Origin of the sequence: Amycolatopsis sp. cg9 (genome assembly GCF_041346945.1) — a bacterium.
Lineage (GTDB): Bacteria > Actinomycetota > Actinomycetes > Mycobacteriales > Pseudonocardiaceae > Amycolatopsis.
Map to the genome: position 1 here is coordinate 766,439 of NZ_CP166850.1, position 23,691 is coordinate 790,129.

Annotated in this window: 23 protein-coding genes; 14 read left to right on the forward strand and 9 right to left on the reverse strand. The window is 71.3% G+C overall.

Annotated elements, in window-relative coordinates; translation table 11 throughout:
- Positions 1-3: 3 nt before the first annotated feature.
- Entirely contained in the window at positions 4-5,223 is a 5,220-nt protein-coding gene (locus AB5J73_RS03115; RefSeq protein WP_370967919.1) for a hypothetical protein, read from the reverse strand.
- A 152-nt stretch (positions 5,224-5,375) separates the two neighbouring features.
- On the opposite strand from AB5J73_RS03115, the gene AB5J73_RS03120 reads away from it, so the two are divergent.
- Entirely contained in the window at positions 5,376-6,158 is a 783-nt protein-coding gene (locus AB5J73_RS03120; RefSeq protein ID WP_370967921.1) for a hypothetical protein, read from the forward strand.
- Here AB5J73_RS03120 and AB5J73_RS03125 read toward each other — a convergent pair.
- Complete coding sequence (locus AB5J73_RS03125) at positions 6,155-6,736, reverse strand: TetR/AcrR family transcriptional regulator (RefSeq protein WP_370967923.1); 582 nt, start codon at positions 6,734-6,736, stop codon at positions 6,155-6,157. The genes AB5J73_RS03120 and AB5J73_RS03125 overlap by 4 nt on opposite strands.
- Positions 6,737-6,807: 71 nt before the next feature.
- Here AB5J73_RS03125 and AB5J73_RS03130 point away from each other — a divergent pair, with 71 nt between their 5' ends.
- From AB5J73_RS03130 to AB5J73_RS03140, 3 genes are all read left to right on the forward strand, one after another.
- The gene (locus AB5J73_RS03130; RefSeq protein ID WP_370967925.1) at positions 6,808-7,272 is read left to right on the forward strand and encodes a GNAT family N-acetyltransferase; all 465 of its coding nucleotides are present in this window, start codon (positions 6,808-6,810) and stop codon (positions 7,270-7,272) included.
- A gap of 99 nt (positions 7,273-7,371) precedes the next feature.
- A complete protein-coding gene (locus AB5J73_RS03135) occupies positions 7,372-8,262 on the forward strand; it encodes a hypothetical protein (protein WP_370967927.1) in 891 nt (296 codons plus the stop codon).
- 228 nt (positions 8,263-8,490) lie between these two features.
- Positions 8,491-8,826 carry a hypothetical protein gene (locus AB5J73_RS03140; protein ID WP_370967929.1) on the forward strand — a complete coding sequence of 112 codons (336 nt, stop codon included), beginning with the start codon at positions 8,491-8,493 and terminating at the stop codon, positions 8,824-8,826.
- A gap of 6 nt (positions 8,827-8,832) precedes the next feature.
- Here AB5J73_RS03140 and AB5J73_RS03145 read toward each other — a convergent pair whose 3' ends face one another.
- A complete protein-coding gene (locus tag AB5J73_RS03145; protein ID WP_370967931.1) occupies positions 8,833-10,323 on the reverse strand; it encodes an FGGY-family carbohydrate kinase in 1,491 nt (496 codons plus the stop codon).
- A gap of 58 nt (positions 10,324-10,381) precedes the next feature.
- Here AB5J73_RS03145 and AB5J73_RS03150 point away from each other — a divergent pair, with 58 nt between their 5' ends.
- From AB5J73_RS03150 to AB5J73_RS03165, 4 genes are all read left to right on the forward strand, one after another.
- Entirely contained in the window at positions 10,382-11,377 is a 996-nt protein-coding gene (locus AB5J73_RS03150; RefSeq protein WP_370967934.1) for a LacI family DNA-binding transcriptional regulator, read from the forward strand.
- Positions 11,378-11,411: 34 nt separating this feature from the next.
- Positions 11,412-12,776, forward strand: coding sequence for a DHA2 family efflux MFS transporter permease subunit (locus tag AB5J73_RS03155; RefSeq protein ID WP_370967936.1), 1,365 nt, complete (start codon positions 11,412-11,414; stop codon positions 12,774-12,776).
- Between the two features lie 83 nt (positions 12,777-12,859).
- Positions 12,860-14,353, forward strand: coding sequence for an alpha/beta hydrolase (locus AB5J73_RS03160; RefSeq protein WP_370967938.1), 1,494 nt, complete (start codon positions 12,860-12,862; stop codon positions 14,351-14,353).
- Between the two features lie 72 nt (positions 14,354-14,425).
- Positions 14,426-15,244 carry an SGNH/GDSL hydrolase family protein gene (locus AB5J73_RS03165; RefSeq protein WP_370967940.1) on the forward strand — a complete coding sequence of 273 codons (819 nt, stop codon included), beginning with the start codon at positions 14,426-14,428 and terminating at the stop codon, positions 15,242-15,244.
- 1 nt (position 15,245) lies between these two features.
- Here the strand turns inward: AB5J73_RS03165 and AB5J73_RS03170 are convergent, their stop codons facing one another.
- On the reverse strand, positions 15,246-15,419 hold the full coding sequence (locus AB5J73_RS03170) for a hypothetical protein (RefSeq protein WP_370967942.1): 174 nt from the start codon (positions 15,417-15,419) through the stop codon (positions 15,246-15,248).
- 149 nt (positions 15,420-15,568) lie between these two features.
- Here AB5J73_RS03170 and AB5J73_RS03175 point away from each other — a divergent pair, with 149 nt between their 5' ends.
- A complete protein-coding gene (locus AB5J73_RS03175; RefSeq protein ID WP_370967944.1) occupies positions 15,569-16,009 on the forward strand; it encodes a GNAT family N-acetyltransferase in 441 nt (146 codons plus the stop codon).
- On the opposite strand, the gene AB5J73_RS03180 is transcribed toward AB5J73_RS03175, so the two are convergent.
- Positions 16,006-16,632 (reverse strand): hypothetical protein, encoded by a 627-nt coding sequence (locus AB5J73_RS03180; protein WP_370967946.1) that lies wholly within the window; start codon positions 16,630-16,632, stop codon positions 16,006-16,008. The two genes, AB5J73_RS03175 and AB5J73_RS03180, sit on opposite strands and share 4 nt — an antisense overlap.
- A gap of 100 nt (positions 16,633-16,732) precedes the next feature.
- Complete coding sequence (locus tag AB5J73_RS03185) at positions 16,733-17,428, reverse strand: SDR family oxidoreductase (RefSeq protein ID WP_370967948.1); 696 nt, start codon at positions 17,426-17,428, stop codon at positions 16,733-16,735.
- Between the two features lie 103 nt (positions 17,429-17,531).
- Between AB5J73_RS03185 and AB5J73_RS03190 the strand changes: the two genes are divergently transcribed.
- The 3 genes from AB5J73_RS03190 (at position 17,532) to AB5J73_RS03200 (ending at position 20,052) form a co-directional block, all read left to right on the forward strand.
- Positions 17,532-18,446: a LysR family transcriptional regulator gene (locus tag AB5J73_RS03190; RefSeq protein ID WP_370967950.1), complete on the forward strand. Its 915-nt coding sequence runs from the start codon at positions 17,532-17,534 to the stop codon at positions 18,444-18,446.
- A 194-nt stretch (positions 18,447-18,640) separates the two neighbouring features.
- Complete coding sequence (locus tag AB5J73_RS03195; RefSeq protein WP_370967952.1) at positions 18,641-19,795, forward strand: lytic transglycosylase domain-containing protein; 1,155 nt, start codon at positions 18,641-18,643, stop codon at positions 19,793-19,795.
- A 5-nt stretch (positions 19,796-19,800) separates the two neighbouring features.
- Positions 19,801-20,052 carry a hypothetical protein gene (locus AB5J73_RS03200; protein WP_370967954.1) on the forward strand — a complete coding sequence of 84 codons (252 nt, stop codon included), beginning with the start codon at positions 19,801-19,803 and terminating at the stop codon, positions 20,050-20,052.
- Here AB5J73_RS03200 and AB5J73_RS03205 read toward each other — a convergent pair.
- Positions 20,049-20,819 carry a TetR/AcrR family transcriptional regulator gene (locus AB5J73_RS03205; RefSeq protein WP_370967956.1) on the reverse strand — a complete coding sequence of 257 codons (771 nt, stop codon included), beginning with the start codon at positions 20,817-20,819 and terminating at the stop codon, positions 20,049-20,051. The two genes, AB5J73_RS03200 and AB5J73_RS03205, sit on opposite strands and share 4 nt — an antisense overlap.
- Positions 20,820-20,879: 60 nt before the next feature.
- Between AB5J73_RS03205 and AB5J73_RS03210 the strand changes: the two genes are divergently transcribed.
- The gene (locus tag AB5J73_RS03210; RefSeq protein ID WP_370967958.1) at positions 20,880-21,296 is read left to right on the forward strand and encodes a DUF1992 domain-containing protein; all 417 of its coding nucleotides are present in this window, start codon (positions 20,880-20,882) and stop codon (positions 21,294-21,296) included.
- A 216-nt stretch (positions 21,297-21,512) separates the two neighbouring features.
- Here AB5J73_RS03210 and AB5J73_RS03215 read toward each other — a convergent pair whose 3' ends face one another.
- Positions 21,513-22,169, reverse strand: a complete 657-nt coding sequence (locus AB5J73_RS03215; protein WP_370967960.1) for a YidC/Oxa1 family membrane protein insertase — start codon at positions 22,167-22,169, stop codon at positions 21,513-21,515.
- Between the two features lie 58 nt (positions 22,170-22,227).
- Positions 22,228-22,500 carry a DUF6412 domain-containing protein gene (locus AB5J73_RS03220; RefSeq protein ID WP_370967962.1) on the reverse strand — a complete coding sequence of 91 codons (273 nt, stop codon included), beginning with the start codon at positions 22,498-22,500 and terminating at the stop codon, positions 22,228-22,230.
- 67 nt (positions 22,501-22,567) lie between these two features.
- On the opposite strand from AB5J73_RS03220, the gene AB5J73_RS03225 reads away from it, so the two are divergent.
- Positions 22,568-23,689: a metallophosphoesterase gene (locus AB5J73_RS03225; protein ID WP_370967964.1), complete on the forward strand. Its 1,122-nt coding sequence runs from the start codon at positions 22,568-22,570 to the stop codon at positions 23,687-23,689.
- The last annotated feature ends 2 nt before the right edge of the window (positions 23,690-23,691 follow it).

Here is a 23,691-nt window from a genome sequence, read left to right on the forward strand (position 1 = left end):
GGTTCAGAGCAACCGCTCGAGCAGTTCACGCGCCTCGGCTCGGCACAATTCGCTCACGCGCGCCAGCAACCGGGCGGCGGAGATCCGGATGTGCTGCGGAGCTTGCTCGTCGTGCGCGATCTCGCGGGCCACGATCGCCGCAGCCTCCCGGTGATCCCGATGCAGTCGTGCGGCAGCCCAAGCGCTGCGGCACCGGACAACCGGACCGAGACTGTGGTCCCGAGCCATTTCGATCAGCCCGCGCGCACCTTCGTCGGGCTCGAAGTCACCGATCGCCTTCCAGACCTGAACCCGGACGAGCGGCCTTCCCTCAGAGCGGAACCCGCGCAACACCTTGAGGACGTCACCTCGGAGGTCCGGTCGAAGCATCCCCAGGCTCGCGGCAGCATCGCGCCGCGCGGTGACCGGGAGCGCTTCGTCCCGCATCAGCTTCTCCAACATCGCCGTCCCGAGCTCGTGTCCTCGCAGCCCGCGTTCGGCAAGATCCTTGGCTGCCGACCAACGCATTCTCGGGTGACAGCTCGAATCGGTAGAAATCGAGCTGAAGAGCTCCGCGGCCGCGACACGGTCACCGCGGGTGTATCCGACCAGCTTCTTCGCCGCAGTCTGCCGCAGCGGGATCGATTCGCGGTGGTCGTCGCGGATCGCGCGGACGTTGTCCAAGCGCCCCAGGTCGAACAGGATGCACAGCCGGCGCCGATCCGCCAGCCGCTCATCAGTCAAGAGGTTCTCAAGGTGTTTCCGACTTTGCCCGGGGAGCTCGGAGGTGAGCTCGACAAGCACTGATCCGGCCACTGCCCGCTCGCGACCGGGTCGGCCGGCATCGGCAAGCACGGCCTGCGCGTCGACAACAAACTGCTTGCGCCAGCGGCGATCCAGCGATGCCAGTTCCCGTCGAGCGCGGCGGCCGGCGACCCGGCCACGACTCAGCTTCTCGAGCTCTCCGACGGCCTTGGGCTCGAGCTCCGGCGACATCTTACTCAGAGTTACAGCTGCACTGATCCGGCCAGCAGGTCCCGTTTCAGCACCGGCGAGCCGATCGAGGAGTACTCGTTCGGCTTTCGCGGCCAGAGGTCCGTCCTTCCATCGGTTGACGTGCTCCGCCCAGGTCTCCGGAGAGACAAGTCGGTCCGACAACAGAATTCGTCCCAAGAGTCGGCGGTCTTTTCCGGTGAGGTCACGAAGCAGTGCGGCGCGAACCCAGCCGGACGCGGCAGCCGGGTCATGCGCCAGTGCCAGCCGGTACCGGATGGTGGTGTTGTCGGGCCGGAAATAGCTGAGCCACCACAGCGCCTCACGACGCTCTCGTGGCGTCAGCTCAGCTGCTCCAGCGAACTGCAACAAGGTCCGGCGAGCACACCCGCCCGCCGATGGATCAATTCTTCCCAGTTCATAGGCGGCACTGCATCGCTGATCGATCGGCCTCCCTTCATCCGCCATCACCGTACGAAATTTCGAGGCAGAAGCGGGAATGGAGGCCGAGTCCACAGAAGCCAGTTCCGTCATCACCCTGTTGCGCCAGAACGTTTCGAGGTATGGGTCTTGAGCCTGCGATCTTAGTTCGGCGATAGCCTCGGACGTTCGAGCGGGAAACATCTCCGTGACAAGGACAGCCGATTGCAGCCGACGTGAATAGTCAGTATTACGATCGCCAATAACCACACACAGGTCATCGACCATATCCGCGGCAAGCTCGACCACGCCGCGGATCCACCTACTCCAGATGTAGTCAGGCAATTTCGCCCGCAGTTCGATTATTATCGAAGCGGCGACCGCAGGTGGCACGATTTTGTTCCTCGCCAAGATTGCCACCGCCTCGCATCGCGCGGTAGCCTCCGCCGAAAAGTCGGCAGCGATCTCACGCAGTGCGGAAAATACACCATCGTCATCCAAGTCGTCGAGAGCGGCCATCGCCTCCGCCGCACCGCAGACTCGACCAGGACGAGTGCCGCGGGAAACCGCCATGGTCCGCAGAGCATCAGCCACAATGCGACGCGGCTGCGCGCCAGCGCGGCTGACTTGGCGCCCGCAGAGAACGAGCTGATCATCGCCCATCACGTCCCGCGCCAGCTCGGCCATCCCCCGGACGGCCGTGGCGTGATACCGGTTGTGCATCCACAGCAGCGTGAAAACCGCGTCACACCGCTGGCGTCCACCGAGTTCACGATCGTCGATCAATCGTTCCAGCGCACATCCCAGCTCGCTTGGATCCGGGGCAGCCCAATGATAGGCGGGGATCCCTTCACTCCACGCCTCGCCGCCTTCTTGCCCGCCCTGAAGCCCAATCAGCTCGGCGAAAGCTCGCCGGTCCAGATCCGGATCGAGACATTCGAGCTGCCGCCGGCTTTCCAACCGGATCTTCATCGGAAGCGACTCAGCACTGAGGCGAATCAAGTGACCGATTGCTTCGGCATGATATTCCGGCCCGAGAGCGGAAAACTCGATCGCCGCCCGGCACCGCGTCTCGACAGTGGATTCCGGGCGGTTCAGCGCGGAGCGGAGCTTTTCGACGGCCAAAGCCTTGTTCGGCCCACCCAGCGTGGCAAGGAATCCGAGTGCGTTCTCGGAGAGCCCGTCGTACCCCTGCTCATGAGTCGCAGCACGGGTCAGCGCCTGCGCAGCATCCGGCCAATGATCGGGCCCGAGGTCGATCAGCCTGCTCCCCGCCGTGAGCAAGAATCCTGGCTGCACTGCCGGATCGTCCAGCACCGAACGGACGAGTGCCACGGCCGGTTCATGAAATTCGGGCCCGCAGTCGGCAAGCGTCGATCCGAGGTATGCCAGGTCGAAAGTTTTGGCAGCCGGTCCGTTCGCCAGTCCGAGGACCAGTTCGCCTGCTCGCGCACGGTGCTGGGGGCCCAGCTGGAGCAGGACACTGGCGCTTTGAACGCGAACGTGGCCAGGCAGCCGTGGATCGAGGACCCGGCCTTCGAGCGTTGCGGCGGCTTCCGCTAGATACTCCGGCCCCAACGACGCCAGACCGAGCGCGGCGTCCTCGATCGCGTGGGTCGACCACGACCGACGGTGCAGCACGGCTCGGAACACCATCGCACAGCGTTCGTGGAACTGGACGTCGATCTCCAGAAGACTCGCTGCCGCGGCGACGAGGTCCCGATCCGTGGAACCGGAGTTTTTCAGCACCGCAGTCAGCGTCTCGATCGCCCGGGCTCGGGGTTCCGGGCCCAAGCCCGCGAGGACGACGGCGGCGTCGCCGTGCTGCGAAGCCGTGGCGGCAGGGTTGTAGAGCACTGATTCCAAACCGAATATCGCCGCGCCGCGATCGTCCCCACCACATCGGGAGAGCGCCTCGGCGGCGTCGAGACGAGCCTGCACACCGACGCTCGCTTCCCGCACCACAGTCCGGAGTGTCTCCACCGCCTCCGCACGGGTGTCGTGACCGAGCCTCGTCCCCAACGCCACGGCCGCCTCGACGCGCGAAGGCCACGGGACCCGACCGTCGCGCATGAGGTCGTGGAGCCAGCCCACCAGACCAGGGTGATGTGCGGCCCGGCTGACCTCGGCGAGGATTTCCCCACCCGGATCCTGGGTGGTCGTGGCCCATGCGCGCGCCGTGGCCAGGAACCCACTCACGACGCTTGTTCCCGCAGGCACGTGCCAGGCAAGCAGACGAGCAGCGAGAAGGTGCTGCTGAGGTCCGCTGTTATGGAGGTACTGGATCAGCCGGTCCGCCTCCGCCGGGTATAACCGCGTGTAGTGCAGCAAGACTCGCCGGGCATAACGACCACGTTCTTCAGGCTCGGCGGCGTGCAGCAGCTCGACGAAGTCCCGGTTCGACGGATCGAAGCGCCCGGGCAGCAGGCGGCCCTTCGCGGTCGCCGCGAGGTGCTCGGCGAAACTGTGGTGCAGGAAGCCGAGTTCATCGCCGCGGAGGAGGAACGGGCCAACGGCACGCAAGTGACCGACGAGCTGTTCGCGCCAGTCCGCCAAGGCATCCAATTCGGGCTGCTCAGAGCGCATCCAGTCACATGCCGCCGTGACCAAGGATGTATCTTCCTCGAGCCTGATCCGACCCAGGTGCTCCAGGAGCCGGCCGCAGTGCCCGTCGAAGGGGCCGGGCGGCGCCGTGTGGCCGGTCTTGAGGTAGCCGAGGTAAGCCTCGTAAAGCTCGTACTGGTTGTCCGGCAGCGGGCGGTCGGCGTACTGCTCGAAGATGATCGCCGCGATCGTGGCGAGCAACGGGACTCTGACCAGTTCGTCCAGGTGAGCATCCCGGACCTGGCGCACAAACCTCTTCGCCTCGCCGGCGAACTCGGTGAACCAGTGCTCCGCGAACAGGCGGAACGCTTCCTCGTCGAACGGTAGCAGTTCGTAGCGCGCCGCCCCGATCCGCTGGAAGGGGGCCAGCGTTGATCCCTCGATCGGCCGTGTGGTGAGGACGACGCGGTAGGCGGCTGTGACGTCCGAAGCCCTGGCGGCGAGCACCGAGACCATCCGATCCCGGACGGCGGTGTCGGCAATCTCATCAAGCCCGTCCACCAGCAGCAACCATCTGCATCCGACGACCCGCCCGGTGAGGTCGTCGGGTCCCAGCGGCTGGTCGAGCATCGCCCCGTACTCACTTCGGACGGTATCGGCCAGCGCCTCGAAAAAGGGTAGTTCGAGCCTGGTCGCGAGTTCACGCGCGGTCAGTCGCAGCGGGACGACGGGCTCACCCAGGGGTGGGGATTCGTCGAACGCCTGCCACTGGTAGGCCACGTCGGCGGCCAGCCGCAGGGACAGGGTGGATTTCCCCTGGCCAGGCCCGCCGGTCACCAGCATGTGCTCGGCACCGTCGAGCGCTTCCCGCATGCTCCGCGACGGCGGCCGCACCGTGAGCCGCGCGGTCGGTCGGCCAGGGACGTCGATCAACCGCCCCTTGCTGTCGAGCACCGGGAGCGATCGCGCCTGATCGGACGGCTGGAGTTCGGACCCCGTCGTCACGTCCTGGCGCACGTAAACGGTCGAAAGCGACGGACGCCGTGCACCTCGCAACCGATACGGCATGATCTCCGCGTTCTCGATCTGCGCCCGCAACAGCGAAGCGATCTTCGCCGGCAGCTCAGGCAGCTCGTCCCACCCCGCCGGCGGGTCCACCACAGCCGGCGGCACCTCCCGAGGCACGCCGACGTACATGTCGCCGTGCACCGCCGTCACCTGGACTGCCGTGCCGTCGACCTTTCCCGAAATCACGTTCGCCGTCTCCGGGTGCACTTCCTCTGCCACGCGGTCTCCTCCTGCCCGGCCGGATCCTCCCACGCGGGACCGCCTCCGCGGCGTATTCTGCGGGACCGGTGGATCGGGTGACCGTGTGGAAAGCGGAAAGCTCACCCGCTCGGCCGAACCACACTCGGTGATGACGGACAGGGGAGGTCGGCATGACGATCAACGACGAGTTGCCGCCGTATCGGGCTTTGCTGGTGGTGGACACCAAGGGGTTCGGGAGCAATTCCGATGCCGATCAAGGGGTGCTCGCCGCGATGATTCCGGATGTGCTCGGTCAGGCTTTCGAACGCGCCGGGCTCGGCGAAGTCTGGAAGACCGCCTTGTTCCCGCACGGCACCGGCGACGGGTACGGCGTCGGGTTCGAACCGCGATTCCTGCCTGCCGTCGTCTCGAAGTTCTTCGACGCGCTCGAAAGCGTGCTCGCCGAACGGGATGTGCGGCTGCGGGCCACCAGCCGGTACCTGCGGATGCGGATGCGGGCCAGCCTGAACGTCGGGCCGATTCGCGAAGCCGACGGCGAAAGTTCCGCCGTCGCGATCGGGGCCGCGGTGATCACCACCCATCGGCTGCTCGATTCCGCGCCGGTGCGGGAGGTGCTCACCCTGTCCGATCCCGACCAGACTTTCCTGTCCGTCGTGCTGTCGCAGCGGATCTTCGAGGACGTTCTCGCCAGCGGTTACGCGACACTGCCGAAATCACGGGTAGTGCCGGCCGACGTCGAGGTCAAGGAATACCGCGGCACGGTTTACCTCTACGTGCCGAACCCCAGTGGAGAACTGCTGCGGCGCGGCGTCGGAACGGGATACGAAAAGAAACTGGCCGCCACGGAGGAAGTGCGGCCCGAAGGGACGACGAACGTGATCACCGGGATGCACGGCGGCACCGCCATCCAGATCGGCCGCGTGCACGGGAACGTGAACCACTCCGGAAGCTAACGCAGCTCGGTGAGCGCCGCCGCCAGTGCGTTCTGCTGCACCCCCGCCGGATAGCCGCGCGGGTCCGCCGCCGCCAAGACGTTCAAGCCCTCCACCAACGCCACCAAGCTCTTCGTCGTCAGCTCGACCCGCTCGTCCGTCCACTCAGGACGGCACGCCGCCACCAGCCGCCCCACCCTGGCCAGGAACGAGTGGTTGGCGGCGCGGTGGCGTTCGGCCAGGTCGTCGTCGGCCAGTGCCGCCGCCAGGAAGCCCACCCACACGCGGGATTCGTCGTGGTGGCCGTGCGGGAGGTCGACCGCCTGGCCGAGGACCGCTTCCAGCGCCCCGAACGCGTCGAGACTCGCCGCCTCGGCCGCGTCCGCGCGGACTGCCGTGCGCTCGTAGAGGAGGTCTCGCGCGTGCAGCAGCAGGGCCTTCTTGGTCGGGAACGCGTGCATGACCAGGCCCGTCGTGCAGCCGGCGCGCTCGGCGACCGCGCGCAGCGTCAGTCCCGGGAGGCCGTCCTCGGCGAGTACCCGCCACGTCGCGTTGGACAGCAGGTCCCGTTGCGCCTGGACGTCGCGCTGCTTCGGCAAGTCCGCCTCCTTCCCGGGAAGCGTAACAGATGCTACGGTAACAACTGTTACGGATAAGGGGGTACCACCTGATGCTCGACTGCACGTTCGCCATCGACCCGGTGACCTGGGACGACCCCGACGCCGTCCGCCTGCGCGCGGCCCAGCGCACCGAACTGGACGCCCGCTACGGCACCGGCGACCACGAGCCCGGCGCGGTCCCGACCGCCGAGACCGTCGCCGTGTTCCTCGTCGCGCGGGACGCCGCCGGGACGGCTCTCGGCTGCGGTGGGCTGCGGCTGCTCGGACCGGGGTCCGGCGAGGTCAAGCGCATGTACGTCGAGCCGGCGGCCCGCGGCACCGGCGTCGCGACCGCCCTGCTGCGCGCGCTCGAAGACCACGCGCGGGAGCTCGGCATCGCCCGGCTGCTGCTGGAGACCGGCACCGGGCAGCCGGACGCGATCCGCTTCTACCGGCGCGAAGGCTACGAACCGATCGAGGCGTACGGGCCGTACGTCGGCGAGCCGCTCTCGCGGTGTTACGCGCGCGACCTCTGATCGGATTTCCGATGGGCGGCCCAGGCCGGCCTATTGGTGACCGAGGGGTGCACCGCCCTACCGTCGAGGGCACGGTGATCCCGACAAGACGGAGTTCCCTTGCGCATCAAGCAGATCGGCGTCGCGCTGACCGCGGCCGCCACCCTCGTCCTCCCCGCCGCGCCCGCCCAGGCGGCCGCGCGGATCATCCCGCTCGACCTCGCCGCCGGGCAGCAGCCGGAAAACCTCGCGCTCGAGCCCGACGGTTCGGCCGATCTCACCTTCGCCTACACCGGCGAAATCGGCCGGGTCACGCCCGGCGGCCGGGTGAGCGTCATCGCCCGCGTCCCCGTGCCCGCCGACGGCGACGTCCCGGTCGTCCACAGGAACCTGTTCCTCGGCGGCATCGTGCGGGCCCCGGGCGGCGACCTCTACTTCGCCGTCTCCACCGGCACGGCGGCGACCGGCCTCTACCGCGTGCGGCCGGGCGGCACCCCGGTCAAGGTGGCTTCCCTGCCGCCGTCCGGGTTCCAGAACGGTGTCGCGCGCGATCCCGCCAGCGGTGACGTCTTCGTCGCCGATTCGTTCGGTTCGGTCGTCCGGCGCGTCTCGCCGGGCACCGGCCGGGTGACCGACTGGGCCACCGGCGACCTGCTCGCCCCGGTGAGCGGTTTCGGCGCCAACGGCGTGAAGGTCCACGACGGCGCGGTCTGGGTGTCCAACCTGGACCGCGGCACGATCGTCCGGTTCCCGCTGGACGGGGCACCGGGCCGGGTGGCCGTCACCGGACTCGGCCCGGTGGACGACTTCGCCTTCCGCGGCACCACCGTCGTCGCGGCGATCAACCAGGAGAACCGGGTCGTCGCGGTCGGCCGCGACGGCATCCGCACCGTGTTGTCCATTTCGGACGGATTGGCCAACCCCACCGCGATCGCCGTCCGCGGCGGCGAACTGTACGTCACCGACAGCGCGTACTTCGGTGGCACCCCGAACCTCCTGCGGAGCCGCTGAAAGACCGGACGGACCCTCCCATCGGCACGTGCATCCGCACGCGAGTCGTGCACGGGATGTCAAGATCCGGGCCATCGGTTGCCGCGTCCGGGGTTCCGCCGGTAAGTTGGCGGCGCGCTGCACGGTGGAAGCGGGGAGGTGACCGCCGCGGGAAGCGCTTTCCGGCCGGTACGGGTCGCCGCCGGAGTGCAGGAGGGAAGCAGTGCCTTGGTGTTGCGGGGAACGGTCATGGCCGAACGGGTGACCGAGCCGTACCTGGTCGACCTCGAAGCCATCGCGGGCGAGCTGCAACGCGGCAAGTGGTGCGTCTACCTGCACGAATGGCTGGGCGACGACTACGACCTCCCGACCTGGCGGGACCAGGTGGCCGCCGCGGCCGAGCGGTCCGGCATCGAGGTGTGCTTCATCGAGATCCCGCGCAAGGACATGACGCTCGTGGCCAACGTGCGCGCCCTGCCCAGCTTCGAGCAGGTCACCGAGTCCGTGGCGGCGCTGGAGCACTACCGGGGGCTGGCCGCCGGTCGCGGGTGGCGCGGCGCGGCCGCCCGCCGCCCGGCCCGCTGACCCGGGCTACGCACCGGCCGCGTGCTGCTGCGCGGCCAGGAAGTGCGCCGTTTCCGCCGTGGCCTCGTAGAGCGCGCGGTAGTGCCGGTAGAACTCCCCGTACCGCGCGCTGTTCGCCGGGTCCGGCTCGACCGTCCCGGCGATCGGGTTGACGCGCGGGAAATCGACCTCGACGCCGGTGGCCTCGGCCGCCAGCAGGGCGTCGCCGAGGCCGGCCCCGATCGTCTCGGCCGGGATCTGCTGCGGCAGCCCGGTGACGTCGGAGACGATGCGCGTCCACAGTCCGCCCGTGGTCCCGCCGCCGACCGCGACCAGCCGCCCGGCCGCGCCGCCCGCGGCGGCCATCGCCTCCAAGTTGTGCCGCACGCCGTAGGCCGTGCCTTCGAGGGCCGCGCGGTAGATCTCCGCGCGGCCGTGCCCGGTCGTCAGCCCGGCCAGCACGCCGCGGGCGGCCGGGTCGAACAACGGCGTCCGCTCCCCCGCGAAGTACGGCAGCAGCAAGAGACCGCGGCTGCCGGCCGGCACCGCCGCGGCCTCCGCCGTGAGCTCCGCGTACGAACCGCCGACCAGGTCCCGCAGCCAGCCGGTGACCGCGCCGGACGTCGCCATGCCCGCGGCGAGCGTGAAACTGCCCGGGCCGACCCCGCGCGTGCTCCACAGACCGGGGTGCGGGCGGGGTTCGGCGAGCACCTGGATCAGGAAGAGCGTGCTGCCGTACATGACCATCACGTCGCCCGGCTCGCGGACGCCGACGCTGGCCGCCTCGGCCCACGCGTCGATCGTCCCGGCCGTCACCGGCAACCCCGCGGGCAGCCCGGTCGCCGCGGCCGCGGCCGGGGTGACTTCGCCCGCGATCTCGTTCGGCCACAACAGGTCCGGTAGCGGCAACCCGGGCGCGACGCGCTCGGCCCAGTCCGCCGCCCACTCGCCGGCGACGAGGTCGTACAACGGCGTGCACTGGCTGGCCGAGTGGTGGTCCAGGACGTACCGGCCGGTCAGCCGGTGCACCAGGAACGAGCTCGCCATCAGGAGTTTCTCCGTGCGCGCGTAGACGTCCGGCTCGTGCCGCGCCAGCCAGCGCACCTTCGGCCCGACGGCCTGGCTGGTCAACGGCGAACCGCCGCGCGCCAGGATCGCTTCCGCACCCAGCTCTTCGTTCAGCGACGCGATTTCGGCGCCCGCGCGGGTGTCGACGCCGTAGAGGATCGCCGGTCGCAGCGGCTCGCCCGCCGCGGAAGCCGGGAGCAGGCACGGCCCGATGCCGCTGACCCCGAGCCCGGCCAGCGGGCGCCCGGCCGCGGCGCGCAGCAGCTCCGCGACGATCGTGGTGAAGTCGGCCCACCAGACGGTTTCGGCGTCGTGCTCGAACCAGCCGGGGTGCGGCGTCGAAACGGCGTGCTCGCGGACGGCCCTGGCGAGCACCGCGCCGCCGGGGTCCAGCAGCACGCCTTTCGAACCCGCCGTGCCGATGTCGACGCCGAGCAGCAGTCCCCTCATCCGGGCCACGCTATGGTGTGCCGAAAACCCCGTCAAACCAAGAGCGGATGAGGAACCGGTGGCGACGATCTCCGAAGTGGCGGCGCTGGCCGGGGTCTCGACCGCGACCGTGTCGAGGGCGCTCAACGGCAAGTCCACTGTGGACCCGGTGCTCGCCGAACGCGTGGCGAGAGCGGTCGAGCAGCTCGGCTACACGCCGAACGGGCTGGCCCGCAGCCTGCGCCGCCGCGAAACCGCGGTGCTGGCGCTGATCATCGCCGACGTCGAAAACCCGTTCTTCACCGCGATCGCGCGCGGGGTCGAGGACACCGCGCAGGCCGCCGGGTTCTCGGTGATGCTGTGCAACGCCGACGAAAACACCGCCAAGGAACGCCGGTACGTCGAAGTCGCGGCGCAGGAACGGCTCGCGGGCGTGATCCTTTCGCCGACGCCGGGCAGCGACGTCCGGCCCCTGCTCGCGCAGCGGACGCCGATCGTGACGGTCGACCGGCGGCTCACTTCGGCGGACTGCGACGCGGTCCTCGTCAACTCGCGCGAATCGGCCGCCGAAGCCGTGCGGCACCTGATCACGCGGGGCTACCGGCGGATCGGCTGCGTCGCCGGCCCGCCGGGCGTCACCACCGCGGACGCGCGGCTCGACGGCTACCGCGACGGACTCCGCGCGGCACGCCGGGAATACGCCGCGGAACTGGTGCACCGCTGCGAATTCCGCGAAGCAGGCGGCCGCGAAGCCGCGACCCGGCTGCTGACGGCACCCGACCCGCCGGACGCGCTCCTGGTGTCCGGCAGCCCGATGTCGGTCGGCGTGCTGCAGGTGCTGGCGGAACTGGGCCGCCGGCCGGGCCGGGACGTCGGGATCGTCTCGTTCGACGAGGTGCCGTGGGCCACGCTGATCACGCCGGCGCTGACGGTCGTCGCCCAGCCGGCGCACGCGATGGGCCAGCTGGCGGCCCGCCTGCTCCTCGCCCGCATCGCCGACGGCAGCCCCCGCCCGTCGACCATGACGACCATGGCGGCGCAGCTCGTCGTCCGGGGCAGTTCGACCCGGAGTTGACTTCGACCTTCCTTGAGCTTTTACCGTCGTCGGCATGACCACCGCACCCCCCATCCCGCGCACCGTCTGGATCGCCTCCGGCGTCATGGCGCTGGGCGGGTTCCTGGGCAACATGGACGGCTCGATCGTCGCCGTCGGGCTGGAATCGATGAGGCTGCGCCTGGGGGTCGGCCTCATCGAAATCCAGTGGGTGGCCACGGCGTTCCTGCTGGGCCTGGCCGCCGCCCTCCCGCTCACGCCGTGGCTCGTGCGGAAGCTCGGGGCCGGCCGGCTGTGGCTGTGGGCGCTCGCCGCGTTCCTGCTGACGTCGGTGGCCTGCGCCCTCGCGCCGGACGCGGGCACACTGATCGCCTTCCGGGCGGTGCAGGGCATGGCCACCGGCGTCATGGTCACCGCGGGGCAGACCGTGATCGGGCTGGCCGTCGGCCCGGAACGGCTGGGCCGCACCATGGGCACGCTCGGGCTCGTCGTCGGCCTCGCGCCGGTCGTCGGGCCGAGCGTCGGCGGGTTCCTGCTCGCGCACTTCTCGTGGCCGGTGCTGTTCTGGCTGAACGTGCCGATCGGGCTCGTCGCGTTCGGCCTGGCCCTGCGGTACGTGCCGCGCGGCGATCGGCGGCGGCCACCGCCGATGGACTGGCGCGGGCTCGCCTTGGTGTCCCTCGGCTTGCCGCTGCTGGTCTACGCGCTGACCGAGCTGAACGGCGGGCTCGCGGCCCTCGGCGCCGGCGCGCTCGCGGTGTTCACCTGGTGGTCGCTGCGCGTGCGGCACCCGGTGCTCCAGCTGCGCCTGGCCGCGCGGCCGGTGCTGGGCTCGGCACTGGCGGCCGTGCTGCTCGCCGGCGCCGGCCTGTTCGGCGCGGTCCTGCTGCTGCCGCTGTGGTTCCAGGTCCGGCTCGGCGCCGGGCCCGCCGAAGCCGGTGTCCTGCTCGCGCCGATGGGGCTGGCCACCACGGTGTTCGTGCTCGTGGCCGGCCGGCTCACCGACCGCTACGGCGGCGGTACCGTGTCGCTCACCGGTGCACTGGTGGCGCTGGCGAGCACGGTGCCGCTGCCGTGGTTCGGCCCGGACACGCCGATGTGGCTGATCCAGGCGCTGCTCCTGGTCCGCGGCGCCGGGCTGGGCCTGTCGATCATGCCCGCGTCGACGGCGGCCTACGCGTCGGTCGCCGCCGACGAGCTCGGGCACGCCACCGCGCTGGTCAACATCGTCATGCGCGTGGGCGGCGCGGTCGGCGGCGCGCTGTGCGTGATCGTGCTGTCCCGCGGCCTGACCGTGACCCCGTCGACCGGCTTCGGCTGGGCGTTCGGGGTACTGGGAACCCTCTGCGTGTTCAGCGTGCTCGCCACCGCGTGGCTCCGGCGCGCCGAGCGCGCGTCCACAATGGACACCACAGCCTGATCCACCTGGGAAGCTGGCGCGATCACCGGATCGGTGATTTCCTGGAGCCGAGCAAACACTGTCGGTGAGGGGAAGGGCTGGCAATGTCGGGGGTATTGAGGCGGCTGCTGACGGCCGCGGCGACGACCGCGGTACTGGGGAGCCTGTTCGCGGCGCCCGCGTCGGCGGCGCAACCGGTCGACTGGAAACCGTGCGCGGACGCACCGGACGTCGACTGCGGCACGGTCACCGTGCCGATCGACTGGGGGCACCCGGACCGCGGCACCACGACCATCGCGCTCGCGCGGCGCAAGGCCACGGATCCGCAGGCCAGGATCGGCTCGGTCCTGATGGACCCGGGCGGCCCCGGCGGCGCGGGCGCGGGTGAGGTCAAGGCGGGCTGGACGCTTTCGGCCGAGGTCACCAAGCGGTTCGACACCGTCGGGTTCGACCCGCGCGGTGTCGGCGACAGCACGCAGATCAAGTGCGGGCTCGACGAACTGATCGCCGACCACCCGAAGGTGCCGGCGAACCAGGCCGAATTCGAGCAGCTCGCGCAGTACAACCGGAAACTCGGCGAAAGCTGCGCCCGGCTCACCGGGCCACTGGCGCGGTTCGGCGACACCGCGAGCGTCGCGCGGGACATGGACGCCATCCGCGCCGCGCTCGGCGAGCGGAAGCTGACGTACTACGGCGTTTCGTACGGCACGCTGATGGGCCAGCAGTACGCGGAACTGTTCCCGGACAAGGTCCGCGCGCTCGTCCTCGACAGCAACATGGACCACTCGCAGTTCACCGCGTGGGACTTCCTGAACAGCGAAACCCAGTCGGTGCAGGCGGAATTCGGCGAGTTCGCCGCCTGGTGCGGCCGGACGGCGAGCTGCGCCCTGCACGGCCAGAACGTCTCGAAGGTGACGCGGGACCTGCAGGACAAGGCCGCGCGCGGCGAGCTGAAGGACCCGCAGAGCGGCGAGGCGGTCACGCCGCTGGACCTCGCGTCGATCTTCCAGGGCAGCTTCTACGGCCCCAGCTGGGATCGGCTCGCGACGGTGCTCAAGTCCTTCAAGGACGGCACCCCGCCGTCCGCGTCGGCGAGGCTGCGCGAGGACGTCCCGATCAACAACGTCTTCCAGAGCGTGTTCTGCGACGACTGGCGGCTGCCGGTGCACAACTTCGCCGAACTCGAGACCTACCGCCGGGCCGCCGCCGCGCTCGCGCCCGACGTCAAGGTCAACTCACTGGGCTGGACCGCCGTCACCGGCTGCATCGGCTGGCCCGAACGGGCGAGCAACCCGCAGCACCCGCTGCAGGTCCACGGCGCGCCGCCGCTGCTGATGGTCAGCAGCCGGCACGACCCGGCGACGCCGTACGCGTGGTCGCAGGCCGCGGCCCGGCAGAGCGGCAGCACGCTGCTCACCTACGACGGCTGGGGCCACGGCGCGTACTTCAAGAACAGCCAGTGCGTCACCAAGGCCACCGACGACTACCTGATCACCGGCAAGCTGCCGGCCAAGGGCACGCACTGCGCCGCGGTCGAGCCGGGTCCGGCCGAAGCGCGGATCGCCGGGCCGAAGCCGCCGTCGACGATCACCTTCTGACGCCTTCCGCCGCGTGGCCGGAACCGGCAGAATCGGTTCCGGCCACGCAGCGGTGCGCGGAAGGAGCCCGGGATGCTTCGTCGATTCTTCGCCGTCACGGCGGCGGTCCTGGCGGCGAGCGCGCTGCTCACGGCACCGGCCGAAGCCCGGTCCCACGGCGGGTACCTCGCGCTGGGCGACTCGGTCGCGTTCGGCTACCGGCCCGACGCCGGCGCGGACTACCTCGACGCGAGCAACTTCCGCGGCTACGCGGAGAAGTACGCGGCCGTACGCGGGTTGAAGCTCGCCAACGCGTCCTGCCCGGGTGAGACGACGGGGAGCCTGCTGACCGCCGGCGCGCCGAGCAACGGCTGCGAAAACGCCTACCGGCTGGCCTATCCGCTGCACGTCGCCTACCCCGGCACCCAGATCGACTACGCCGTGCAGTACTTGAAGACGCACCGGGACACCCGGCTCGTCACGCTGACCATCGGCGCCAACGACATGTTCCGCTGCCGTGACACCACACCGGACCACTGCACCGGTGCGACGTTCGAGGCCGCGCTGAAGCAGGTCGGGGCGAACCTCGCCACGATCCTCGCCGCGGTGCGGGCGCACTACCGCGGCGAACTCGTGCTCGAGTCCTACTACTCGCTCGACTACCGCGATCCCGCACAGGTCGCCCAGGTCAAGGCGATCAACGCGAGGCTGGCCGAGGTGACCCGGCACTACCGCGGCGCCGTCGCCGACGGGTTCACCGCGTTCCGGCTGGCGTCCCTGCGCACCGGCGGCGACCCGTGCGCCGCGGGACTGCTCGTGAAGCTGCCGGCCGGCGGGTGCGACGTCCACCCGAGCGCGGCCGGGCACCGCATCCTCGCCGCGGCGCTGGCCGTGGCGGTCGCGTTCCGGTAGGTCAGCCCCGGCGGAAACCGCGGCGCAGCACCTGCCACCAGCCGCCGCTCTTCACGGCGGGAACGTCCGCGGCCGCGCCGGTGCGGCGGCGCATCCGGTACGCCAGTTCCAGCACCTCGAGGTCCTCGGGACGGCGCCGGCCGTGGACGTCCGATCGGAGCATCAGCTCGCCCACCGAGACGGGTCTGCCACTGCCACGGTGCGCCGTGCGCGCCATCAGGAACCTCCGCTTGAATGCTGCCGAACGAGCGCCCTGATTCTATGAATTTGATTCGGGTTCGTCACCTTACTGGTGAGTTGTGTCCGGTGGACTAGCCTGATTCCATGATCACCATTGGGGGCCTCACCGAAAGCGACCGCGCGACCTGGGAAAACCTGTTCGCCGGCTACAACACGTTCTACGGCAGGACACTCCCGGCCGACCGGGTGGACCGCGCGTGGCGCGAGTTCGCGGCCGGCGAGCGCATGCACGCCCTCGGCGCGCGGCTCGACGGCGAACTCGTCGGCATCGTCCACTTCTTCACGCACGTCAGCACCACCTCGGACGACGTCTGCTACCTGCAAGACCTGTTCACCGACGAGAAAGCCCGCGGGCGCGGCGCCGGCCGGGCCCTGATCGAAGCCGTCGCCGGCTGGGCCAGGGCGCGGGGATGCGTCCGCGTCTACTGGCACACGCAGACTTCGAACACCACGGCCCGGCGGCTCTACGACCAGGTCGCCGTCGACAAGGGCTTCATGCAGTACCAGATCCCGCTGGACGCCTAGCTTCCGCGGCGGTGCCGGCCGCCGCCACCGCACTCGTGGTGCCCGCCGCCGTGGTGGCGACCGGCGCGGACCGCTTGCCGGTCCGGGGCCGGCGCGCGGCCGCGCGACCAGATCGGCACGTCCGGGATTTCGTGGCGCACCGGCGCCGCGTGCTCGGGTTTCGGTTTCGGGGTCACCTTCGCCTTGCCGGCGACCTTGACCGCCCGGGCGAGAGTTCCGCGATGGCCCGGCGAAATTCCGGAATCCGATTCCGGCGTGACCGCCGCCGGAGAAATACCGGCAGGTTTCGCGGGCGAAACCACGGATTCCGCATCCGGCCGGGCCGACGGGACCACGACGTCGGCCGGCAGGGGGATCAGCGCGACCGGCGGGGGTTCCAGGCCCGCCGGTGGCCAGCTCGGACCCGCGCCCCGCTGCACCGGCATCGACACCGCCGCGCCGACCCCGCCGGTCAGCGCCAGTGCCCCGGCGACCACGGAAAACACCCGCAGCCGCGCGAGCGAGCGCAAGACCTGCGGTTTCTCCCGGTGCCGCACCGGTGCACCCCGGTGTTGCGACTCAGTGGTCCGGACCAGCAGCTCGGCGACGGTGACGTGCTCCCGGCGCGGCGCCCTACGTGCCATCAAACCCTCCACCTCGGGCCGACCGGACCGCGGCGGCGCGTCCGGTCGGCCGATCATAGGAATGGTCAACCTCCGTGTAAAGGCTCGCTCACCCTGGGTTTCAGCCGAGCCGGCCGCCACCGTCCACATGCAGCACCGTGCCCGTGACGAACGGGTTCACCAGCAGCTGGAGGGTGGCCGCCGAAACGTCTTCGACCCGGCCGACCCGGCGCGCCGGGTTGGCCTCCGCCGTCCGCCGGAACAGCTCGTCCTTCCCTTCCCCGAGGCGATCCCACGCGCCCGAGTCCACAATGCCCGGCGAGATCGCGGTGACCCGGATCGGCGCCAGGTCGACCGCGAGCGCCTCCGCGAGGAAGGCGACCGCGCCGTTCGCCGTGGCCATGACCGCCCGCTCCGGCGCCGGCCGCCAGGCGGCGACCCCGGAGAACAGCACCATGGCCCCGCCTTCGCGGAACCGCGGGGCGAAGTGCTTGGCCAGCAGCAGCGGCCCGATCACCTTCGCGTCGAACGCCCGCGTGACCGCGTCCCGGTCCAGCGCCGTGACCGGGCCGTTCGCCGGCGCCGACGCGAGCGTGACCAGGTAATCGAGTTCGCCGACCGTTTCGGCAAGCGCTTTCAGCGACGATTCCTCGGTCAGATCCGCGAATGCGGCCCGCACCCCGGGCTCGGTGAACCGCGCCGGATTCCGCCCGGCCAGCGTGACTTCGGCGCCCGCCGCGTGCGCGTCCGCCGCGATCCGGCGGGCGATTCCCGAACCGCCGCCCACGACGACCACGCGCTTTCCCTCGAACGACATTTCCGTGCTCCTTTCGTCTCGCACACGTCGTTCAGCGCTCGCGGGGCCTCGGGCAATCCCGTCCTGATCTCGATGTTTCCGATGGTTGCGATAAAATCGGCGAATGCCTACGTTGCGCGCGCTCGAGTGCCTGGTCGCCGTCCTGGACGCGGGCTCGATCACCGAGGCGGCCGCGCGGCTGCACCTTTCGCAGCCCGCGCTGTCCCACCAGATCGGCGCGCTGGAACGCGAACTGGGCGCGCCGGTGCTCGAACGGCTGCCGCGCGGGGTGCGCCCGACCGCCGCGGGACGCGCGATCGTGGCCGACGCGCGAGCGGCGCTCGCGGCCGCCGAACGGGTGGTCCGGACGGGCCGCGCGGTGGCCGGCGGCGGCGCGGGCACCCTGCGCGTCGCGTGCGCGGAGACGATGACCGCCGGGCTCCTCGCCCCCGTGCTGCGGGCCTGGCACCGCCACCGCCCGGAAGTGCTGATCACGCTGACCGAAACCACGAGCGCGGACGCGCTGGTCAGCGCCCTGGAGTCGGGGGAAGCGGATGTCGCCGCCGGGCCGCGGCCGAGCCGCTGGAGCGGGCCGGTCGAGGTGCTCGGGCGCGAGGAGGTCGTCGTGGCGCTGGCCGCGGACCACCCGCTGGCCACCCGGGCGGCGGTGGCGATGACCGACTTGGCCGGGCTGCCGGTGGTGCACTACCACCCCGACAACGGCCTCGGCGGCTGGCTCGACGAGCAGGCGGCCCGGCGCGGCGCCGTGCTGGACGCGGTGATGCGGACGAAGCAGGCGTCGACGGCGGCGCAGCTCGCCGCGGCGGGCCTCGGCGTGGCCCTGGTCCCGACGACCGCGCTCACCCGGACCTTCGCCGGTGCGCTGCGGCGGCTGAAGCCGGCGCTGCACCGCGAAGTCGTGGTGTTCACGGCGACGCCGTCGGATTCGCTCGTCCGGCGGTTTTCTTCGGACGTGGCGCAGCGCGGGATCACCGTCCCGGGCGCCCTGCTGGACAAACTGTCCTCAGCGACCCGTTAAGTCCTGGTGAATGTGACAGATTCCCTACGAAGGTTTTGTGCCATCAGGACAAACTTCTCCGCGAGGGCCGGATTTCGCTGTGCCATTCGCCAAAGTTTGCTTCCATCGGATAGCTTGCTCCTACCGGTCAGTACCAGTGGGTGGGGCCGATCGGGTGAGGCGATCAGCGAAGATCGAGGGAAGCGGGGACGACCATGCCGAAGCACCGGCCACGTCGCAAGAGCTCGCGGGCGGTCCGCCGCGCCGCGGCCGCGCTCGCGGGCGGCGCACTCGTCGTGCTGCCGACGCTGACCACCGGACTGCCGGCGCCGGTCGTGGTCGCCGACACCGGCAACGCCCTCCCGGACCAGGCCGCGCCGCTGCAGCAGCCGAACATCGTCATGCCGCCGATCGCCGTCGACGGCAGCCTCCCCCAGCCCCCGCTGCCCACGCCGCTGGTCGTGCCGGGCGGGCGGGCCGGCTCGGCGGGCATCTCCGGGCCGCTCGGCATCCCGGCCAGCATGCTCAAGGCGTACCAGAACGCCGCCGACATCCTCGCCAAGGAGCAGCCGAACTGCCACCTGGACTGGGCGCTGATCGCGAGCATCGGCCGGATCGAGTCGAACCACGCCCGCGGCGGGTACGTCAACGCCAAGGGCGACACCCTCGAACCGATCCTCGGCCCGGTGCTCAACGGCGCCGGCGCGTTCGCCGCGATCCCGGACACCGACGGCGGCAAGTACGACGGCGACACCCTGTGGGACCGCGCGGTCGGCCCGACCCAGTTCATCCCCTCGACGTGGCGCGGCTACGCCTCCGACGGCAACGGCGACGGCGTGTCGAACCCGAACAACATCTACGACGAGGCGCTGGCCACGGCGCGGTACCTGTGCTCGGGCGGGCTGGACCTGTCGACCGACGCGGGGCAGCGCATCGCCGTGCGCCGCTACAACAACTCGCAGTCCTATGTGGACACAGTGCTGGCGTGGGCTTCCGCCTACCGCAGCGGGGTGGCCCAGCTCCCCGACAGCCAGGTGCCGATCGGGGCGCCCGATGCCCCGGACGCCGCCGCGGCCGGCGCTCCCGTCGGCGTCCCGGCGCCGCCGGCACCCCCGGTGACCGCCCAGCCGCCGGGCTCGCTGCCGGGCACGACGACGCCGCCGGGCAGCACCACGCCGACGTCGCCGACCAGCCCCACGACCAAGCCGACCACCCCGACCACGGACCCGACGACGCCGCCGTCGTCCACCAGCACGCCGCCGTCGACGACGACCAGCACCACCCCGCCGCCGGAGACGACGTCGAGCACCACCCCGGCCGACTCGGCGGCCCCCCCGACCGAAACCACCTCGACCACCCCGGCGGGGTGAGCCCGGTGGAGCCGTTCCTGGTGCACATCCGCTGCGACACCGACGGCTACACCCACGCCGTCACCGAAGACGAGTTCGCGACGGGGCGGCACGACGGGCGGTTCCGGGCGGTGTGCGGGCACCTGGTGCTGGCGGCGCCGATGATCGAAGCGCCCGGCCGGTTCGACCCGGTGTGCCGCGACCTGCTGCGCGGGGGTACGACGGCCGAGGTACCCCGCCAGGAGCGGCGCCGGCTGCGGTGGCGCAGCCGCCGTTAGCCGACGAGGGCTTCGATGCCGTCGAGCATGCGGTTCAAGCCGAACTCGTACGCCTTGCCGCCCTGGGCCTCGGCGCTCTGGTCGAACCCGCCGCCGAGCCAGATCCGGTTCATCGCCGGGTGCGCGTCGACCACGAAGTAGTCCTCCCAGAACGACGACCGCTGGTGCCACCAGGCCTCGGTCGACTGGCCGGTGCTGCGCTCGAGCCGGGTGTTCTCCGCGCCGAGCGCGGCGTTCGCGTCGACGTAGGTGCCGATCGCGTTGGCCGCGGCGACCGCCTGCCGCGGCGCCAGCCCCAATTCGTCCACAATGGACAACAAGTACTCCTGGCCGGCCAGCTGCCCCGGGCCGAGCGGCGGCCGGACCCGCGACACCTCGCACAGCCACGGGTGGGCGCGGTAGGCCGCCCTGGTCCGTTCGGCGTAGAGCGCCACCTGCTCGCGCCAGTCACCGGAGCGCGGCTCGCCCGGGCCCGGCAGCCGCCGCTCGACGAGCACGTCGTCGACCATCAGGTCCACCAGCTCGGCCTTGCCGGGCACGTAGGTGTACAGCGTCATCGTGCCGGCACCGAGTTCCTTGGCGACCCGGTGCATCGACGCGGCGGCCAGCCCGTCGGCGTCCGCGACCCCGATCGCGGCGGCGACGATCCGCTCCACGGTCAGCGTCGGGCGGCGTCCCCTGGTCGGTTCGGAAGTGCCGCCGCGGGCGCGCCAGAGCAGCGCGAGTGTGCGGTCGACGTCATCGGCGCCACTGCGTTCGACGGTCATGCGGTCCCCTCGCTCCTCCCCCGGAGATTACCCTGGAGAGCAGCGAGGGGGTGTGAGCCGATGAACCGACGCAAGCCGCCCAAGGTCTCCTTCCGCTGGTGGGTGGACCGGCAGATCGCCGAGGCCCGCGACCGCGGCGACTTCGACGACCTGCCCGGCACCGGCAAGCCACTGCCGAAACCGACCGGCAACGACGCGGCGACCGACTGGGTCCTGCGCGAAGTCCGCCGGGGCGGCCACGACACGAAGGCACTGCTGCCGCCGGCGCTCGCGCTCAAGCGTGAGGTCCAGGACCTGCCGGAGACGCTCGCGGCCGAGCGCACCGAGGCGCGGGTGCGGGAAGTCGTGGCCGGCCTCAACGAGCGGATCCGGCAGGCCTACCTCAACCACCACACCGGCCCGCCGCTGACGGTCGCGCTGGTGGACGTGGAGGAAGCGGTCCAGAACTGGCGCCGGCTACGAGCCGCTGCCGGGTAGGTCATGAGGGGCACCTTCATGGCTCTCATGTCCGGGGTCCCGGCAAGCCGGGGCCCCGGCCGGAATCCACCGGCGCTGGCCGTGGCAGACGAAAGGCCCCGCCCGCCCGCACGTCATGAAAGAGTCGTTCACCTCGCCAGACGACGTGAACGACCCGTTCATGACCTTGGGGGCGGTGACCGTTGTGGCCACTGGGTCCGGGGTGCCCCTCGTGACCTACGAGCCGCGTCGTAGGAGCGCGCGCTCGGCCGCGGTCCACGCCGTCGTCGTGAGCAGGTAGAGCCCGGCGGCCTGGGGCAGGACCAGCGTCGCGAGCACCGTGCCGTACGGCAGCAGCCGCAGGAGCTTGCCGCCCGGGACGGCCGGGGTCGCGTCGCGGTGGCGGTCCTGCCAGCGGACCGAAAACCACGCCACGACCGCGAGCCCCGCCGCGATCACGAACACCAGCGGACCGCCCGCCAGGCCGTGCGCGCCCAGCGGCGTCCCGAACAGCGTCGCGCCGAGCAGCGAGTTGGGCTCGCCGCCGATCGCCGGGGTCGTGAAGAGCCGGTACATGACCGTGAAGAACGGCAGTTGCAGCAGCAGCGGCAGGCAGCCGGCGAACAGCGACGTCCCGGACTCCTGCTGCAGCTTCGTCACCTCCGCGGCCAGCCGGTCGCGGTCGCCGGCGTGCTTGTCCCGCAGGGCCCGCAGCTCCGGCAGCAGCGTGGCCCGGACGCGCTCGCCGCGGGCCGCCGACCGGGCGAGCGGGTGCAGCAGGAGCCGCACCCCGAGGGTGAACAGGACGATGGCCAGCGCCGTCGAAAGCGGGCCGGTGAGGGCGTGGATCAGGTGGTACGCGCCGGAAACGGGCACGTCGAGAAAACCGAACACGGGCAGCACTCCGCACGAGTGGAAGGAATGGGGGAAGGCGGAATGGCTGCGTACCGGACTACGCAGCCGTGCTGCGGGAACCGGGTGCTCGTGGCCTGCTGCGGCCGGGTCTGGCGGGATCGCGGAGCCGGATCGACTCGGCGCGGCGGGCCCGGCGGCGCAGCGCCGTGACGCGGCTGCGCACCGGCGCCGACCACAGCGCGAGCTCGCTGCGGTGCGTGCTGCCGGCCAGCAGCACGACCAGGAGGCTCGCCGCGGCGAGCGAAGCGAAGGCGACCAGCGCGGTCGGCCCGGTCAAGGCGGGGAACGCGAGCTGCAGCAAGGTGTGCACGGCGTCCCTCCCTTCCCCACCAGAGTAGCGAAAACGCTAACAGCCCGATGGGCTGTAACCTGGTTCGATGAGAGGGCAACTCGTCGTCGTGCCGATCCTGGCCATGCTCCTGCTGTACGGCGTGCCGTGGTGGACGCTCGTGCTGGCCCCGGAGTGGGGCCTGGCGGGCACGATCGCCGGCACCGTCGTGCTGGCGGCGGGCCTGGTCACGATGCCGGTCGCGATGTTCCGCGGTCACTCCCGGCACCAGAGCGACGCCGCCGCGCGCGTGGGCGACTCCCTGCTCGCCGTGATCTGGGTGCTGTTCAGCTGGTCCATCCTGAGCCTGGTCCTGCGGGTCGCGCTGCTCGGCGTCGAAGACCCGCTGCGGTCGCGGCTCGTCGCGGGCGCGACCGTGCTGGTGGCCGCGGGCCTGCTCGTGCACGGCAACCGGGTCGCCATGCGCGTGCCGCCGGTGAAGCGGACGGACGTCGTCATCCCGCGCCTCGGGCCGGGCCTCGACGGACTGCGCGTCGCCGTCCTGACCGACACCCACTACGGGCCGATCGACCGGACGAAGTGGTCTGAGCAGGTCGTCGCGGCGGTGAACGCCCTGGAAGCGGACGTCGTCTGCCACGCCGGCGACCTCGCCGACGGCGCGGTGGCGAAGCGCCGCAAGCAGGTCGACCCGCTCGGCGGCGTCCAGGCCGCGCTCGGGCGCTTCTACATCACCGGCAACCACGAGTACTTCGGCGAAGCCCAGGCGTGGCTCGACCACATGGAAGGGCTCGGCTGGGACACGCTGCACAACCGCTCGACGCTGCTCGAGCGCGGCGGCGACCGGATCCTGTTCGCCGGCATCGACGACCCGACCGGCACCTCGTCGGGCCTGCCCGGCCACGGCCCCGATCTGGCCGCGGCGCTGGCCGACCGGCCCGCCGACGTCCCGGTGGTACTGCTCGCGCACCAGCCGAAGCAGGTGCGCGAGGCCCGCGAGGCCGATGTCGACCTGCAGATCTCGGGCCACACGCACGGCGGCCAGATCTGGCCGTTCCACCTGCTGGTGCGCCTCGACCAGCCGACGCTCTCCGGCCTGACCCGGCACGGCCCGACCCAGCTGTACAACAGCCGCGGCACCGGGTTCTGGGGCCCGCCGTTCCGCGTCTTCGCACCCAGCGAGATCACGCTCCTCACCCTGCGCCGCGGCTGACG

Bases quoted from the DNA above. Each gene is read 5' to 3' on its own strand.
- AB5J73_RS03120 (WP_370967921.1), top strand. From the start codon at position 5,376: ATGACGATCAACGACGAGTTGCCGCCGTATCGGGCTTTGCTGGTGGTG.
- AB5J73_RS03130 (WP_370967925.1), top strand. From the start codon at position 6,808: ATGCTCGACTGCACGTTCGCCATCGACCCGGTGACCTGGGACGACCCC.
- AB5J73_RS03140 (WP_370967929.1), top strand. From the start codon at position 8,491: ATGGCCGAACGGGTGACCGAGCCGTACCTGGTCGACCTCGAAGCCATC.
- AB5J73_RS03145 (WP_370967931.1), bottom strand. From the start codon at position 10,323: ATGAGGGGACTGCTGCTCGGCGTCGACATCGGCACGGCGGGTTCGAAA.
- AB5J73_RS03155 (WP_370967936.1), top strand. From the start codon at position 11,412: ATGACCACCGCACCCCCCATCCCGCGCACCGTCTGGATCGCCTCCGGC.
- AB5J73_RS03160 (WP_370967938.1), top strand. From the start codon at position 12,860: ATGTCGGGGGTATTGAGGCGGCTGCTGACGGCCGCGGCGACGACCGCG.
- AB5J73_RS03165 (WP_370967940.1), top strand. From the start codon at position 14,426: ATGCTTCGTCGATTCTTCGCCGTCACGGCGGCGGTCCTGGCGGCGAGC.
- AB5J73_RS03175 (WP_370967944.1), top strand. From the start codon at position 15,569: ATGATCACCATTGGGGGCCTCACCGAAAGCGACCGCGCGACCTGGGAA.
- AB5J73_RS03180 (WP_370967946.1), bottom strand. From the start codon at position 16,632: ATGGCACGTAGGGCGCCGCGCCGGGAGCACGTCACCGTCGCCGAGCTG.
- AB5J73_RS03185 (WP_370967948.1), bottom strand. From the start codon at position 17,428: ATGTCGTTCGAGGGAAAGCGCGTGGTCGTCGTGGGCGGCGGTTCGGGA.
- AB5J73_RS03190 (WP_370967950.1), top strand. From the start codon at position 17,532: ATGCCTACGTTGCGCGCGCTCGAGTGCCTGGTCGCCGTCCTGGACGCG.
- AB5J73_RS03195 (WP_370967952.1), top strand. From the start codon at position 18,641: ATGCCGAAGCACCGGCCACGTCGCAAGAGCTCGCGGGCGGTCCGCCGC.
- AB5J73_RS03205 (WP_370967956.1), bottom strand. From the start codon at position 20,819: ATGACCGTCGAACGCAGTGGCGCCGATGACGTCGACCGCACACTCGCG.
- AB5J73_RS03210 (WP_370967958.1), top strand. From the start codon at position 20,880: ATGAACCGACGCAAGCCGCCCAAGGTCTCCTTCCGCTGGTGGGTGGAC.
- AB5J73_RS03225 (WP_370967964.1), top strand. From the start codon at position 22,568: ATGAGAGGGCAACTCGTCGTCGTGCCGATCCTGGCCATGCTCCTGCTG.